This is a genomic window from Kitasatospora sp. NPDC088351, assembly GCF_040685575.1.
In the GTDB taxonomy this organism is placed as follows: domain Bacteria; phylum Actinomycetota; class Actinomycetes; order Streptomycetales; family Streptomycetaceae; genus Kitasatospora.
In genome coordinates this window covers 104,255-117,135 of sequence record NZ_JBFBIL010000013.1, presented here as the reverse complement: position 1 = coordinate 117,135, position 12,881 = coordinate 104,255, and the positions used below count along the sequence as shown (strand labels likewise).

The window sequence follows — 12,881 nt, the reverse complement described above, 5'->3', positions numbered from 1 at the left end:
GTCACAGATGCCGAACAACGGGGTGCGGAAGGCGCCGCCGCCCCCTCCGGACGGGAAGGGGACGACGGTGGCCGACGAGCGGGGCGGGTGCCTCAGCCGGCGTTCGGCGACGGGTTGTTGGCCTCCGAGGCGGTACTGCTCGGCGCCGGGGACTGCCCGTGCGATCCGGGTGTCCCCAGCTGCTTGCCCTGGTTGGCGGCGTCCACCCACTTCACCAGGTTCTCCGGGGTGATCTCCTCGTTGCCGTTCTTCGGGTAGATCGGCTGGCCGTTGAGCAGCACCGTCGGCGTGGACTTGTAGCTGGACTTGTCGAAGTCCTGCTGCACGGCGGAGACCCAGCCGCCGAACTTGTTCTCGTTGACGCAGGCCTCGAAGGCCGGCGTGTCCAGGCCGTTGACCTGCTTGGCCAGGTTGATCAGGGTGGCCTTGTTGCCGAAGGCGTCGTTGGTCTCTTCCGGCTGGTTGCGGTAGAGCACGTCGTGGAAGTCGCGGTAGTGCCCGGCGTCCTGGGCGCAGGCCAGCGCGTTGGCGCCGTACTTGGAGCCCTTGCCCGACACGGCCCGGTCGATGAACGAGACGACGTGGGCGTTGGTGTAGATCTTGCCCTGGTCCTCGAGCTGGTCGATGGTGGGGGCGAGCTCGCGCTCGAAGATGCCGCAGGCGGGGCAGCGCGGGTCCTCGTAGACGGTGAGGACGGACGGGGCGTCGGCCGCGCCGACCGGGATGACCAGGTTCTTGTCGCCGATCGTGCCGGCCGGGGCGGCGGTCGGGGTCTCCGGCTTGGAGCGCTCGTTCTGTACGACCACGCCGGTGACCACGGCGGCGGCGATCACCGCCAGGACCACCCCGCCGATCACCAGCTTCTTCTTCTTCCTGGTGCGGGCCTCGTCGGCCACCCGCTCCGCCTGCATCCGCTCGCGGGCGGTGCGCTTGCCTTCTCGGTTCTTCTCGCTCATTGCCTTGGGTCCAGGGTCGGGGTGCGGATGGGGTGGGGGTGGGATGTGCCGGTCAGCTCGCCAGCCAGCCGTCCACCGAGAGCCTGGTCCGGGGCCGCCGGAGCAGCCACCCGGCCAGCAGCAGGAACCCGGTGTCGCGCAGGATCTCCTGCAGGTACTCGGTCTGCGAGGCGTCCACCGCTCCGCCGCCGCCGAAGCAGCCGCAGTCGATGGAGATGCCGCGCGCCCAGGCGGAGGCGATCCCGGCGATGAAGGCGAGCAGCAGCAGGGCGGAGACGCCCGCGACCAGCCGGACACCGAAGCCGATGACCAGCAGCAGGGCGAGCGCCAGCTCCAGGAACGGCAGGGCGTAGCCGACCGGCTTGACCAGCGCCTCCGGCAGGATCTCGTAGGCGCGCACCGCCTGGGCGGCCTCGGCCGGGTCGGCGATCTTGGCCAGACCGGCCCAGCCCCAGACCACGGCGAGGCCCAGCCGGGCGGCCGTACCGAGCCATTCGGTCCAGGCCGGCCAGACCCGCCGTACCGTGGGCGCGGTGCCGCTCCGCTGCGCTGCCGAGCCGGCCATCGGGAAACCCCCCTCGGGAAACTCGTTCACTTCCTGATGAACCGTAAGGGATGAAGGACGGTTCCTCCATTTTCAGGAATTAAGCCGGATGAGTGACACCTGATGACGGTGTGTCCGAATCCGTTCTAACGCCCGTTCGGCTCGCACTCCGGCGGCCGTCCCGGCTCGTCCGCGGCGGGCCGCCCCCGCGGGTACGAGCGCGCCGCCCTGACCACCACGTCCGCCCGGGCCACCGCGTCCGCCCGGGCCGCCCCGGCGCAGACGGACGCGTCCCGCTCGGCCCGCTCCGCACCCCGCCTGGCCAGCGCCTGCCCGACCTCGGTGTCGGCCCCGACGGCGGCGCTCAGCGCCAGCACGGCTGCGGCCGCCCGCAACAGGACGGCTCGCTGGAGACCAGGCACCGGCAGACCCCTTCGCTCGCTCCGTGCCCGCCGCAAGCCGCCGGGCACGTCGTTCGTGCACTCGTCCCTCCACTCAACGCCGGTCAACCCCGCCTGATGCGTCTCCCCCGCACTGTTCACCCGTTCGGGGTCCGACCGGCCCCGGCGGGACCGCCCCGGAAACGCCCGACGGCCCGTCACCCCGGGCGGGGTGGCGGGCCGTCGGGCACGGATGCCGTCGGCGGGTGCCGTCAGCGGCGGCGGACGCCCTCGGCCAGCTCGCCGGCCAGCGCGCGCACGGCCGCCAGCGCGGTCGGCTCGTCGCCGTCGGCGTCCAGGATGCGCTGGACGAACGCGGAGCCCACGATCACGCCGTCCGCGAAGCCGGCCACCTCGGCGGCCTGGTCGGCGGTCGAGACGCCGAGGCCGACGCAGACCGGCAGCTCGGTGGTGGCCCGGGTCCGGGCGACCAGGTCCTCGGCGAGGTTGCCGACCTGGGCCCGGGTGCCGGTCACGCCCATCACGGCGGCCGCGTAGACGAAGCCGCTGCCGGCCGCGGTCACCTCGGCGAGGCGCTTGTCCTTGCTGCTGGGGGCGACCACGAACACGGTGTCCAGGCCGTGCTCGTCCGCCGCCTTGCGCCACTCCTCGGACTCCTCCACCGGCAGGTCCGGCAGGATGCAGCCCGCGCCGCCCGCGGCGGCCAGGTCCGCGGCGAAGCGCGCGGTGCCGTAGCGGTCGACCGGGTTCCAGTACGTCATGACCAGCACCGCCGCCTCGGGGTGCGCGGTGGCGACCTCCTGGACGGTGTGCAGCACGTCCTTGATCCGCACCCCGCCCCGCAGCGCGATGTCGTCGGCGGTCTGGATGGTCGGTCCGTCCAGCACCGGGTCGGAGTGCGGCAGGCCGACCTCGACGATGTCGCAGCCGCCCTCGATCAGCGCGTTGACGGCGCGTACGCCGCCGTCCACGCTGGGGAAGCCGGCCGGCAGGTAGCCGATCAGCGCGGCGCGGTGCTCCGCCCCGGCCGCCGCCAGAATGCCACTGAGCTTCGAAGCCATGGTCACTTACCCCCGTTGGCGGCGCCGTCGGCAGCCTCGTCGTACAGGCCGAAGTACTGGGCCGCGGTGTGCATGTCCTTGTCGCCACGCCCGGAGAGCGAGACCAGGATGGTGGCCTCGGGGCCGAGCTCGCGGCCCAGCTCCAGGGCGCCGGCCAGCGCGTGGGCGCTCTCGATGGCCGGGATGATGCCCTCGGTGCGGGACAGCAGCCGCAGCGCCTGCATGGCGGCGTCGTCGGTGACCGGGCGGTACTCGGCCCGGCCGGTGTCCTTCAGCCAGGCGTGTTCCGGGCCGACGCCCGGGTAGTCGAGGCCGGCCGAGATGGAGTGCGACTCGATGGTCTGCCCGTCCTCGTCCTGCAGGACGTAGGTGCGCGAGCCGTGCAGCACACCGGGGTCGCCCTTGGTGAGGGTGGCGGCGTGCCGGGGGGTCTCGGCGCCCTCGCCGGCCGCCTCGCAGCCGATCAGGCGCACACCGGCGTCCGGGATGAACTCGTGGAAGATGCCCATCGCGTTGGAGCCGCCGCCGACGCAGGCGACCACGGCGTCCGGGAGCCTGCCGGTGCGGTCGAGGACCTGCTGGCGGGCCTCGACGCCGATGACCCGGTGGAAGTCCCGGACCATCATCGGGAACGGGTGCGGGCCGGCCACGGTGCCGAACAGGTAGTGGGTGGAGTCGACGTTGGCGACCCAGTCGCGGAACGCCTCGTTGATGGCGTCCTTGAGGGTGCGGCTGCCGGACTTGACGGCCACCACCTCGGCGCCGAGCATCCGCATCCGGGCGACGTTCAGCGCCTGGCGCTCGGTGTCGACCTCGCCCATGTAGACGGTGCAGTCGAAGCCGAACAGCGCGCAGGCGGTGGCGGTGGCCACGCCGTGCTGGCCGGCGCCGGTCTCGGCGATGATCCGGGTCTTGCCCATCCGGCGGGTGAGCAGGGCCTGGCCCAGCACGTTGTTGATCTTGTGCGAGCCGGTGTGGTTGAGGTCCTCGCGCTTGAGCAGGACGCGCGCGCCGCCCGCCTCGGCGGAGAAGCGGTGCACGTCGGTCAGCGGGCTGGGACGGCCGGTGTAGTCCTTGAGCAGCGCGTTCAGCTCGGCCGCGAAGGCAGGGTCGGCCTTCGCCTTCTCGTACTCCTCGGCGACCTGTTCGACGGCGGCGACCAGCGCCTCCGGGATGAAGCGGCCGCCGTAGGCGCCGAAGTAGCCGCGGGCGTCCGGTACCTCGGCACCGGGCAGGTAGTCCTTCTCGGACATGGTGAAGTCCTTCTGGAAGATGACGGCAGTGACGTCGGAACGGCTGGGATCAGCCGGGCGTCCTGCGCCATCGGCGGCCCTGCACCTGCCCGGGCTCGCAGCCGATCACATAGCGCACCCGCCTGCCCAGCACCCGGCGTGCGGGCGCGCGGCAGCCGCGCGGGCGGCAACCGGGGGCGAGACGGGAGGCGAGTTTCATGGCGGCGGGGTCAGTCCTTGTGCCGCAGGGCGGGGTGGGCGCCGGCCGCGACCAGGTCGGCCACGGCGGCCCGCGGGTCCTTGCCGGTCACCAGGGACTCGCCGACCAGCACCGCGTCGGCGCCCAGGTTGGCGTACGAGATCACGTCCAGCGGGCCGCGCACGCCGGACTCGGCGACCTTGACGACACCGTCCGGGATGGCGTGGACGACGTTGCCGAAGGTGTTGCGGTCCACCTCAAGGGTCTTGAGGTTGCGGGCGTTGACGCCGATGATCCGCGCGCCGGCGTCCACCGCGCGGGCGATCTCCTCCTCGTCGTGCACCTCGATCAGCGGGGTGAGGCCGATCGACTCGGCGCGCTCGATCAGCGACACCAGGGCCGGCTGCTCCAGCGCGGCGACGATCAGCAGGGCCAGGTCGGCGCCGTGGGCGCGGGCCTCCCAGAGCTGGTAGGCGGTGACGATGAAGTCCTTGCGCAGCAGCGGGGTGTCCACCGCGGCCCGGACGGCGTCCAGGTCGGCCAGCGACCCGCCGAAGCGGCGCTGCTCGGTCAGCACGCTGATCGCGGCGGCCCCGCCGGCCGCGTAGTCGGTGGCCAGGGCGGCCGGGTCCGCGATCGCGGCCAGGGCGCCCTTGGACGGGCTGGAGCGCTTGACCTCGCAGATCACGCGTACACCGTCGCCCTTGAGGGCGGCGACGCCGTCCTTGGCGTCCGGGGCCTTGGCCGCGAGCTCCTTGAGCTCGTCCAGCGAGACCAGGGCCTGCCGCTCGGCGAGGTCCTCACGGACACCTTCGATGATCTTGTCGAGCACACTCACTCTTGCGCCCCCATCATGTTCTGCTAGTTCGGCTGGCGAAGAGCCGGACGGCCAGTGGGTCGGCCGGCTCTTCGATGGTATCGGCACCGGGGAGCGCGGGGCGCGGCAGCCCGGCGCGCGTCTCGCGGGCCGGACGCCCCCCACCTCGGCCGATCCCTCACGAACACCCCGGACGCGACGCCGGTACCGGGCCTCAGACCAGCGGTGGCGCCAGTCCCGCCCCGACCGGCAGATTGCGCACCACCGTGAAGACCAGCACCAGCAGGGCGATCAGCGCCCAGCGCCGCGCCCCGACCGAGACCCGGGGCGCCGGACCGCCGCTCACCGCGGCCCACACCCAGCGGAGCCACAGCACCGCCAGGACGGCGAACAGCAGGACGGCGGGCGCGTTGTCGTGCAGCGCGCCGGTCAGGTCCCCGTGGCTGAGCGCGTGGACGCAGCGCAGGCCGCCGCAGCCCGGGCACCACCAGCCGGTGGCGGCCAGGAACGGGCAGGTCGGGTAGTGACCGGGGGCGTTGGGATCCACCACCGCGATGTACACGGTGGGGAGGGCCACCGCGGCCAGGGCGGCCAGCGGAGGGCCCAGCCGGCGCACTGCGGGCGGCCGGGCGGAGGCGGTGGGGGCGGCGTTCACGCCCCTGATTGTGCCCGTTCGGTGCAAGCGGGGAGCAGAACGAAACGGCGGGCGTGGCGCCCGCCGTTCAGCCGTGCGAACTCCGGGGTCAGGCGGTGACGGCGGCGGCCGCGCGGTCCTCGGCGGTCTCCACGTTGACGCTCGGCTGCTTGCCCATGCCCGCCATCGACATGGCCTTGCCGACCACGCCGCCGAGCAGGATGACCGCCAGGCCGCCCCAGACCACCGGCACGGACGGGAGGATCATGGCGACGCCCGCGATCGCGAAGCCGATGAAGGAGATGGTCACGCCGGTCCAGGCGGCGGGGGTGTGGCCGTGTGCTGCTGCCGACATCTGATGGTGCTCCTTGCTTCTCCGGGCCCCGGCCGGGCCTGCGGGCCCCTCGCGGGTTGACGTGTTCCATTGTGCCGGGCCACACACCGGCACCCCAAAGGGGGTGGCGGGTCTATCGCGTCACAGCGCCCGGCCCGCCCCGGACGCCCCGGGCGGGCCGCTCAGACGGCCGTCGGGTCCTCGCCCCGGTCCAGCGCCTTCCACAGGTCGGCCGGCGTCTCGGCGGCCTTCGCCGGGGCCTTGCGGGTCGGCGCCTCGTAACGGCTGCCCATGGCCGGCCAGGACCGGCCGAAGCGGACGGTGAGCAGCCCGGCCGCGGCCAGCAGCAGCCCGCCGAACAGGGCGAGCCACGGCCAGGCCGAGCGGCTGACCTCGGTGGCCGTCGTCCCGGAGAGCGCGAGGATCCGGGCCGCCTCGCTGTCCAGCGCGGCGCTGTCGCCGGCGCCCGCCGCCGCGCTCGCGGCCGCGCCGAGACCGGCCAGCAGCGTGAGCACGCCGACCGCGACCCGCCCTGCGCCGCGGACCGCGAACACCGCGACCGCCGCCGCCAGCGCCACCAGCGCCAGCCCGCCGGGCAGTTCGGAGATCCGGCCGCCGGTGACGGACACCGCCAGCGTCCCGGCCCGGCCCTCGGCCCAGACCCGGCTCACCGCGGTCAGCACCAGGACGGCGCCCAGCGCGGTCAGCAGCAGCATCAGGCCGAGCGTCCGCCGCCCGGCCTTGGCGGGGGCGGCGGCGGGGGCGGGGGCGGGCCCGGCGTCGGGGCGGGGCTGGGGAGAGGCGCTCACCCGTCCACTATCCCCCGGCCGCCGCCCGGCTCCGCATCCGGGGTGGCCGGCCCGACCGGGAAGTCGTCGGTCCGCAGCACCAGCGTCCGCTCCGCCAGCGGCAGGAAGAGGTCGTTGCCGAACGGCACCCGCTCCGCCTCCCGGTACGTCCCGCCCGGCTGCGGCGCGCTGTGCACGGTGCAGACCGCCGCCACCGGGTCGACCACCACGTACAGCGGGATCCCGCACTCGGCGAGGAAGCGGTGCCGGCCGGCCGGGTCACCGGCCCGCCGCGACCGGTCGGTGACCTCCAGCACCGCCTCCAGGTCGGCGGCCCGGTAGCCGCCTCCGGCGGCGTGTTCCGCACCCGGCGCGACCACCGCGAGCTCGGCGGCCCGCCCGCTCCGCCCGGACGGCGCCCGGACGACGACGTCCTGGCGGACCGCGCCCCGGCCGGCCAGCTGGCCGTCGATCTGGGCCCTGGCCGCGGTGACGATCTGCTGCCGTTCGTCCGGCATCCTGCTGCTCCTTCGGCCCCGCGCCGCCGGTCCTACACCGTCGGCGTGCGCAGCGTATTGGCGGTGGCGACGGCGCGCAGGACGGCGGCCGCCTTGTTGCGGCACTCGGTGTCCTCGCCGTGCGGGTCGGAGTCGGCGACCACTCCCGCGCCCGCCTGGACGTAGGCGGTGCCGTCGCGCAGGACGGCGGTGCGGATGGCGATCGCGGTGTCGGAGTCCCCGGCGAAGTCCAGATAGCCGACGCAGCCGCCGTACAGGCCCCGGCGGGTGGGCTCCAGCTCTTCGATGATCCGCATCGCGCGCGGCTTCGGCGCGCCGGACAGGGTGCCGGCCGGGAAGCAGGCGGTCAGCACGTCGAAGGCGGTCCGCCCGGGCGCCACCCGGCCGGTGACGGTCGAGACGATGTGCATGACGTGGCTGTAGCGCTCGACCTGCATGAAGTCGACCACCTCGACGCTGCCCGGCTCGCAGACCCGCCCGAGGTCGTTGCGGCCCAGGTCCACCAGCATCAGGTGCTCGGCCCGCTCCTTCGGGTCGGCGAGCAGCTCGGCGGCCAGCTCGGCGTCCTCGTGCGGGGTGGCGCCGCGGTGCCGGGTGCCGGCGATCGGGTGCACCATCGCCTCGCCCTCGGTGACCTTGACCAGCGCCTCCGGGCTGGAGCCGACCACGTCGAAGCCGCCCTCGGCGGTGCCGTCCGGGCCGGGGAAGCGGAACAGGTACATGTACGGGCTGGGGTTGGTGGTCCGCAGCACCCGGTAGACGTCCAGCGCGGAGGCCGGGCAGGGCGCCTCGAACCGCTGCGAGGGCACGACCTGGAAGGCCTCGCCCGCCCGGATCCGCTCCTTGACCTCCTCGACGGCGGCCCGGTACGGCGCCCCGCCGAACGGCGAGCGGACGTCACCGGGGCCGGACGGGGTGAAGGTGGCGAGCCCCGGGTCGACCGGCTTGAGCAGGTCGGTCTCCATCGCGTCGAGCCGGGCCACCGCGTCCGCGTAGGCCTCGTCGACGCCGCTGGCCAGGTCGTTGTGGTTGACCGCGTTGGCGATCAGCAGCACCGTGCCGTCGACGTGGTCGAGCACGGCCAGGTCGGTGGCGAGCAGCATGGTCAGCTCGGGGAGCTTCAGGTCGTCCGGGTTGAGGTCGGGCAGCTTCTCCAGCCGGCGGACGATGTCGTACCCGAGGTAGCCGACCAGGCCGCCGGTGAGCGGGGGCAGGCCGTCGTCGGTACGGCGCGGGGTGTGCAGGGCCTCCAGCGCGGCGCGCAGCACCTGGAGCGGGTCGCCGGTGGTGGGGATGCCGACCGGCGGGGTGCCGAGCCAGCGGGCGGTGCCGTCCGGCCCCGCGGTCAGGGTGGCGCCGCTGCGGACGCCGACGAAGGAGTAGCGGGACCAGCTGCGGCCCTGCTCGGCGGACTCCAGCAGGAAGGTGCCGGTGCGCTCGGCCGCGAGGCTGCGGTAGAGGCCGATGGGGGTGAGACCGTCCGCGAGGAGCCTGCGGGTGACCGGGATGACCCGGGTGTCGACGGCGAGCTTGCGGAAGGTTTCGAGATCCATGGGGAGCGGCACCGTTTCTGGTCGTTTCGGCGGGGCGGGGTCAGGCGAGCGGGAGCACGTCGGCGTCGAAGCAGGTGCGGTCGCCGGTGTGGCAGGCGGCGCCGGTCTGGTCGACCCGGACCAGCAGGGTGTCGCCGTCGCAGTCCAGCGCGACGGACTTGACCTGCTGGACGTGGCCCGAGGTGTCGCCCTTCACCCAGTACTCCCGGCGGCTGCGGCTCCAGTAGGTGCAGCGGCCGGTGGTGAGGGTACGGTGCAGCGCCTCGTCGTCCATCCAGCCGAGCATCAGCACCTCGCCGGTGTCGTACTGCTGCGCGATGGCCGGGAGCAGACCGTCCTCGGTCCGCTTGAGGCGGGCGGCGATCGCGGGAGCCAGGGCGGTGGTGCCGGGGGCGGCGGGTGTGGAGGACATGGGTCCCATTGTGTCAGCCCGGCGCGCCGGGCTCCCGGTCCGGGCCTGTCGGGCGCACCCGGCCCCTCCGGTGCTATCTGTCCGACCGATCCGCTCGTACGAGTTGTGCCAACCGCCTGCCGGAAAGCCCCGGCGTGGGTCATTCTCGTGGCCATGACCTCCGAGCCGCCGCCCGAACCCGCCGCCACCCGCCCGTCGCGGGGCCTGGTCCTCGCCGTCGTGGCCGTGCTGGCCGTGCTGCTCGCGGTGGTGGCCACCGTGCTGCTCTGGCCCGAGAAGAAGCCGGCCGCGCTGCCACCCCCGCCCTCCCCCACCGCGACCCCGACGCCGACCCCCACGCCGAGCCCGACGCCCAGCCGGGTGGTGCCGTACACCTTCCTCCCGGTCGGCTCCTGCTTCGACCACCCGCAGCTGAGCAAGACGATCACCAAGCCCGAACCGCGGCCCTGCGAGGGCGAGCACGACGGCGAGGTGATCGCCGACCAGCTGCTGCCGGACGGCCTGACCGGCGACAACCAGCTCGCCAAGGCGATGCGGGAGGGCTGCAAGGAGACGCTGGCCGCCGCCGAGGCCCGCCAGGGCGGCGGCGGACCGTACTACGGCTACCCGTTCGGCCCGTCCATGACCTACTACCAGCAGGGCTGGCGGGACTACACCTGCACCATGACGGCGAGCAACCGTCAGGGCTCCACCAAGCTCAGCGGCCACCTGCGCTGACGGCCCGTGGGAGAAACCCGGGGCGTGTCCGACGATTCGCGCGCGCGGCGGGAGCCGTCAGGCACGCCCTAGGCTGAGCGGCATGTCGAACCATGCCCTCGCCGAGCGCCACCGGCTGACCGAACTCCTGGCCGCCGCCGGGCCGGACGCCCCCACCCTCTGCGCCGGGTGGTCCACCCGGGACCTCGCCGCCCACCTGGTGGTCCGGGAGCACCGGCCGGACGCGGCGGCCGGCATCCGCGTCGGCGCCCTCGCCGACTGGACCCACCGGGTGCAGGCCGGCTACGCCGAGCGCCCGTACGAGGAGCTGCTGCGGCTGTTCCGGGCCGGCCCGCCGCTGCTCTCCCCGTTCGCGCTGCCCGGCGCCGACGAGGCCGCCAACACCGTCGAGTACTTCGTGCACGCCGAGGACGTCCGCCGGGCGGGCGAGGAGTGGCCGCCGCAGCCGGTGCCGCCCGGGCGGGCCGAGGCGCTCTGGCGCCGGCTGCCGCTGCTCGCCAGGCTGGAGGCGGGCCGCCGCTCCCCCGTCCGGCTGGAGCTGCGCCGCCCGGACGGGCGGAGCCTGACGGTCGGCCCCGCCGGGTCGCCGACCGTGCGGATCACCGGCGAGCCGGGCGAGCTGGTGCTCTTCGTCTACGGCCGCGGCGCCCGCGCCGAGCTGGCCGTGGACGGCCCGCCGGACGCCGTCACCGCGCTGCGTCACGTGCTGCCGCTGCCGTAGGACGGCGCCGTCCACGGGGCCCGCCTCCCACACCGGGGGCGGGCCCTGCCGCGGTCGGTGGACGCGGTCAGCGGACGGGGTGCCCGGCCTCCCGCAGCGCGTTCTTGACCTCGCCGATCCGCAGATCGCCGAAGTGGAAGACGCTGGCGGCGAGCACCGCGTCCGCGCCGGCCGCCACGGCGGGGGCGAAGTCGGCGAGCTTCCCGGCGCCGCCGGAGGCGATCACCGGGATGGAGACGGTCTTGCGGACGGCCCGGATCAGCTCCAGGTCGTAGCCGTCCTTGGTGCCGTCCGCGTCCATCGAGTTGAGCAGGATCTCACCGGCACCCAACTCGGCCGCGCGGCCCGCCCATTCGACGGCGTCCAGGCCGGTGCCCTGGCGCCCGCCGTGGGTGGTGACCTCGAAGCCGGAGGCCGTCTCGGTGCCCTCCGGGCAGCGCCGGGCGTCCACCGAGAGCACCAGCACCTGGCGGCCGAAGCGCCGGGCGATCTCCCGGATCAGCTCCGGGCGGGCGATCGCCGCGGTGTTGACGCCGACCTTGTCGGCGCCGGCCCGCAGCAGCTTGTCGACGTCCTCGACGGCCCGGACGCCGCCGCCGACGGTGAGCGGGATGAAGACCTGCTCGGCGGTGCGGCGGACGACGTCGTAGGTGGTCTCGCGGTCCCCGGAGGAGGCGGTGATGTCGAGGAAGGTCAGCTCGTCGGCGCCCTCGGCGTCATAGAGCTTGGCCATCTCCACCGGGTCGCCGGCGTCCCGCAGGTTCTGGAAGTTGACGCCCTTGACCACCCGGCCGGCGTCGACGTCCAGGCAGGGGATGACACGTACTGCGAGGGTCACGGCTGTTTGCCTTCCAGAGTGCTAGCGAGCCCGGCACGGTAGGCGTCGAGTTCGACCTCGACCATCATCCGGGAGTCGATCAGGCCCTCGACCACCACCATGGTGGCCGCCGGGCGCGCGACGTCGAAGAGCGCGTGGTGGGCACGGCCCACCTCGTCGGCGTCGCGGACGTGGGTGATGTACATCCGGGTGCGGACCACGTCGTCCGCCGTCAGACCGTACGCGGCCAGGGCCTTGAGGCCGACGCCGAAGGCGGCGAGGGTCTGGTGGTACGGGTCGCCCTCGTGCTCGATCTTCCCGTCCACCCAGGCCGTGGAGCCGGCCACGTGCACGTGGTCCCCGGCGGCGACCGCCCGCGAGTAGCCGAACTGCTCCTCCCAGGGGGAGCATCCGGCGACCCGACCGCGCACGATCCGACGTTCCGTCATCCTGAAACCGCCTCCAGGGCCTCTTCGAGGGTGAACTTCTGCTCGTAGAGTGCCTTGCCCACGATCGCGCCTTCGACACCCTCGCCGACGAGCGTGGCGATGGCCCGCAGGTCGTCGAGCGAAGAAACACCGCCGGAGGCGACGACCGGGCGGTCGGTGGCGGCGCAGACGTCGCGCAGCAGCTGGAGGTTGGGGCCGGTCAGGGTGCCGTCCCGGTTGACGTCGGTGACGACGTAGCGGGCGCAGCCCTCGGCGTCGAGGCGGGCCAGCACGTCGAAGAGCTGGCCGCCGTCGCGGGTCCAGCCGCGGCCGCGCAGGGTGGTGCCGACCACGTCCAGACCGACGGCGATCTTGTCCCCGTGCTCGGCGATGACCTTGGCGACCCACTCGGGGCTCTCCAGGGCGGCGGTGCCGAGGTTGACCCGGGTGCAGCCGGTGGCGAGGGCGGCGGCCAGCGACTCGTCGTCACGGATACCGCCGGACAGCTCGACCTTGATGTCCAGCGCGCCGGTGACCTCGCGGAGCAGGTCACGGTTGCTGCCGGTGCCGAAGGCGGCGTCGAGGTCGACCAGGTGCAGCCACTCGGCGCCGGCACTCTGCCAGGCGAGGGCGGCGGCGAGGGGCTCGCCGAAGGAGGTCTCGGTACCGGACGCGCCCTTGACCAGGCGGACGGCCCGGCCGTCCCGGACGTCGACGGCGGGGAGGAGTTCGAGGCGGCTCATCGTGTT

The 12,881-nt window shown here is 74.2% G+C and carries 17 protein-coding genes; 2 read left to right on the top strand and 15 right to left on the bottom strand.

Translation table 11 applies throughout. The features are described 5' to 3' along the window. Nucleotides 1-92 precede the first annotated feature (92 nt). The 12 genes from AB0P06_RS13270 to hisI all read right to left on the bottom strand — a co-directional run bounded on the left by AB0P06_RS13270 (nt 93) and on the right by hisI (nt 9,449). On the bottom strand, nt 93-956 hold the full coding sequence (locus AB0P06_RS13270) for a thioredoxin domain-containing protein (RefSeq protein WP_363607358.1): 864 nt from the start codon (nt 954-956) through the stop codon (nt 93-95). Nucleotides 957-1,008: 52 nt separating this feature from the next. After that, nucleotides 1,009-1,521: a MauE/DoxX family redox-associated membrane protein gene (locus AB0P06_RS13265; RefSeq protein ID WP_363607357.1), complete on the bottom strand. Its 513-nt coding sequence runs from the start codon at nt 1,519-1,521 to the stop codon at nt 1,009-1,011. 125 nt (nt 1,522-1,646) lie between these two features. Then, a complete protein-coding gene (locus AB0P06_RS13260) occupies nt 1,647-1,922 on the bottom strand; it encodes a hypothetical protein (protein WP_363607356.1) in 276 nt (91 codons plus the stop codon). A 230-nt stretch (nt 1,923-2,152) separates the two neighbouring features. Continuing rightward, nucleotides 2,153-2,962 carry a tryptophan synthase subunit alpha gene (gene trpA / locus AB0P06_RS13255; RefSeq protein WP_363607355.1) on the bottom strand — a complete coding sequence of 270 codons (810 nt, stop codon included), beginning with the start codon at nt 2,960-2,962 and terminating at the stop codon, nt 2,153-2,155. 2 nt (nt 2,963-2,964) lie between these two features. Next, a complete protein-coding gene (gene trpB / locus AB0P06_RS13250) occupies nt 2,965-4,215 on the bottom strand; it encodes a tryptophan synthase subunit beta (RefSeq protein WP_363607354.1) in 1,251 nt (416 codons plus the stop codon). A gap of 209 nt (nt 4,216-4,424) precedes the next feature. Beyond that, nucleotides 4,425-5,231: an indole-3-glycerol phosphate synthase TrpC gene (trpC, locus tag AB0P06_RS13245; RefSeq protein ID WP_363607353.1), complete on the bottom strand. Its 807-nt coding sequence runs from the start codon at nt 5,229-5,231 to the stop codon at nt 4,425-4,427. Between the two features lie 193 nt (nt 5,232-5,424). After that, nucleotides 5,425-5,865 (bottom strand): DUF2752 domain-containing protein, encoded by a 441-nt coding sequence (locus AB0P06_RS13240; RefSeq protein WP_363607352.1) that lies wholly within the window; start codon nt 5,863-5,865, stop codon nt 5,425-5,427. Between the two features lie 88 nt (nt 5,866-5,953). Then, on the bottom strand, nt 5,954-6,199 hold the full coding sequence (locus tag AB0P06_RS13235; RefSeq protein ID WP_363607351.1) for an HGxxPAAW family protein: 246 nt from the start codon (nt 6,197-6,199) through the stop codon (nt 5,954-5,956). Between the two features lie 161 nt (nt 6,200-6,360). Further along, the gene (locus AB0P06_RS13230) at nt 6,361-6,987 is read right to left on the bottom strand and encodes a TIGR02234 family membrane protein (RefSeq protein WP_363607350.1); all 627 of its coding nucleotides are present in this window, start codon (nt 6,985-6,987) and stop codon (nt 6,361-6,363) included. Further along, complete coding sequence (locus AB0P06_RS13225; protein ID WP_363607349.1) at nt 6,984-7,484, bottom strand: Uma2 family endonuclease; 501 nt, start codon at nt 7,482-7,484, stop codon at nt 6,984-6,986. The genes AB0P06_RS13230 and AB0P06_RS13225 overlap by 4 nt, the downstream gene beginning before the upstream one ends. A gap of 32 nt (nt 7,485-7,516) precedes the next feature. Beyond that, entirely contained in the window at nt 7,517-9,037 is a 1,521-nt protein-coding gene (locus tag AB0P06_RS13220; protein WP_363607348.1) for an anthranilate synthase component I, read from the bottom strand. Between the two features lie 40 nt (nt 9,038-9,077). Continuing rightward, nucleotides 9,078-9,449: a phosphoribosyl-AMP cyclohydrolase gene (gene hisI, locus AB0P06_RS13215; protein WP_363607347.1), complete on the bottom strand. Its 372-nt coding sequence runs from the start codon at nt 9,447-9,449 to the stop codon at nt 9,078-9,080. Nucleotides 9,450-9,602: 153 nt separating this feature from the next. Here hisI and AB0P06_RS13210 point away from each other — a divergent pair, with 153 nt between their 5' ends. Further along, the gene (locus tag AB0P06_RS13210) at nt 9,603-10,166 is read left to right on the top strand and encodes a hypothetical protein (protein ID WP_363607346.1); all 564 of its coding nucleotides are present in this window, start codon (nt 9,603-9,605) and stop codon (nt 10,164-10,166) included. Between the two features lie 82 nt (nt 10,167-10,248). Next, the gene (locus AB0P06_RS13205) at nt 10,249-10,887 is read left to right on the top strand and encodes a TIGR03085 family metal-binding protein (protein WP_363607345.1); all 639 of its coding nucleotides are present in this window, start codon (nt 10,249-10,251) and stop codon (nt 10,885-10,887) included. 67 nt (nt 10,888-10,954) lie between these two features. On the opposite strand, the gene hisF is transcribed toward AB0P06_RS13205, so the two are convergent. The 3 genes from hisF to priA are packed head-to-tail and all read right to left on the bottom strand — an operon-like array spanning nt 10,955 to nt 12,875. Next, the gene (hisF, locus tag AB0P06_RS13200) at nt 10,955-11,725 is read right to left on the bottom strand and encodes an imidazole glycerol phosphate synthase subunit HisF (RefSeq protein ID WP_363607344.1); all 771 of its coding nucleotides are present in this window, start codon (nt 11,723-11,725) and stop codon (nt 10,955-10,957) included. Further along, a complete protein-coding gene (locus AB0P06_RS13195) occupies nt 11,722-12,153 on the bottom strand; it encodes a RidA family protein (protein WP_363607343.1) in 432 nt (143 codons plus the stop codon). Before AB0P06_RS13195 ends, hisF begins: the two co-directional genes overlap by 4 nt. Beyond that, on the bottom strand, nt 12,150-12,875 hold the full coding sequence (priA, locus tag AB0P06_RS13190) for a bifunctional 1-(5-phosphoribosyl)-5-((5-phosphoribosylamino)methylideneamino)imidazole-4-carboxamide isomerase/phosphoribosylanthranilate isomerase PriA (RefSeq protein ID WP_363607342.1): 726 nt from the start codon (nt 12,873-12,875) through the stop codon (nt 12,150-12,152). Before priA ends, AB0P06_RS13195 begins: the two co-directional genes overlap by 4 nt. Between the last annotated feature and the right edge of the window lie 6 nt (nt 12,876-12,881).

Coding starts and splice junctions, on each gene's coding strand:
- AB0P06_RS13270 (WP_363607358.1), bottom strand. CDS start 956: ATGAGCGAGAAGAACCGAGAAGGCAAGCGCACCGCCCGCGAGCGGATG.
- AB0P06_RS13265 (WP_363607357.1), bottom strand. CDS start 1,521: ATGGCCGGCTCGGCAGCGCAGCGGAGCGGCACCGCGCCCACGGTACGG.
- trpA (WP_363607355.1), bottom strand. CDS start 2,962: ATGGCTTCGAAGCTCAGTGGCATTCTGGCGGCGGCCGGGGCGGAGCAC.
- trpB (WP_363607354.1), bottom strand. CDS start 4,215: ATGTCCGAGAAGGACTACCTGCCCGGTGCCGAGGTACCGGACGCCCGC.
- AB0P06_RS13235 (WP_363607351.1), bottom strand. CDS start 6,199: ATGTCGGCAGCAGCACACGGCCACACCCCCGCCGCCTGGACCGGCGTG.
- AB0P06_RS13225 (WP_363607349.1), bottom strand. CDS start 7,484: ATGCCGGACGAACGGCAGCAGATCGTCACCGCGGCCAGGGCCCAGATC.
- AB0P06_RS13220 (WP_363607348.1), bottom strand. CDS start 9,037: ATGGATCTCGAAACCTTCCGCAAGCTCGCCGTCGACACCCGGGTCATC.
- hisI (WP_363607347.1), bottom strand. CDS start 9,449: ATGTCCTCCACACCCGCCGCCCCCGGCACCACCGCCCTGGCTCCCGCG.
- AB0P06_RS13210 (WP_363607346.1), top strand. CDS start 9,603: ATGACCTCCGAGCCGCCGCCCGAACCCGCCGCCACCCGCCCGTCGCGG.
- AB0P06_RS13205 (WP_363607345.1), top strand. CDS start 10,249: ATGTCGAACCATGCCCTCGCCGAGCGCCACCGGCTGACCGAACTCCTG.
- AB0P06_RS13195 (WP_363607343.1), bottom strand. CDS start 12,153: ATGACGGAACGTCGGATCGTGCGCGGTCGGGTCGCCGGATGCTCCCCC.
- priA (WP_363607342.1), bottom strand. CDS start 12,875: ATGAGCCGCCTCGAACTCCTCCCCGCCGTCGACGTCCGGGACGGCCGG.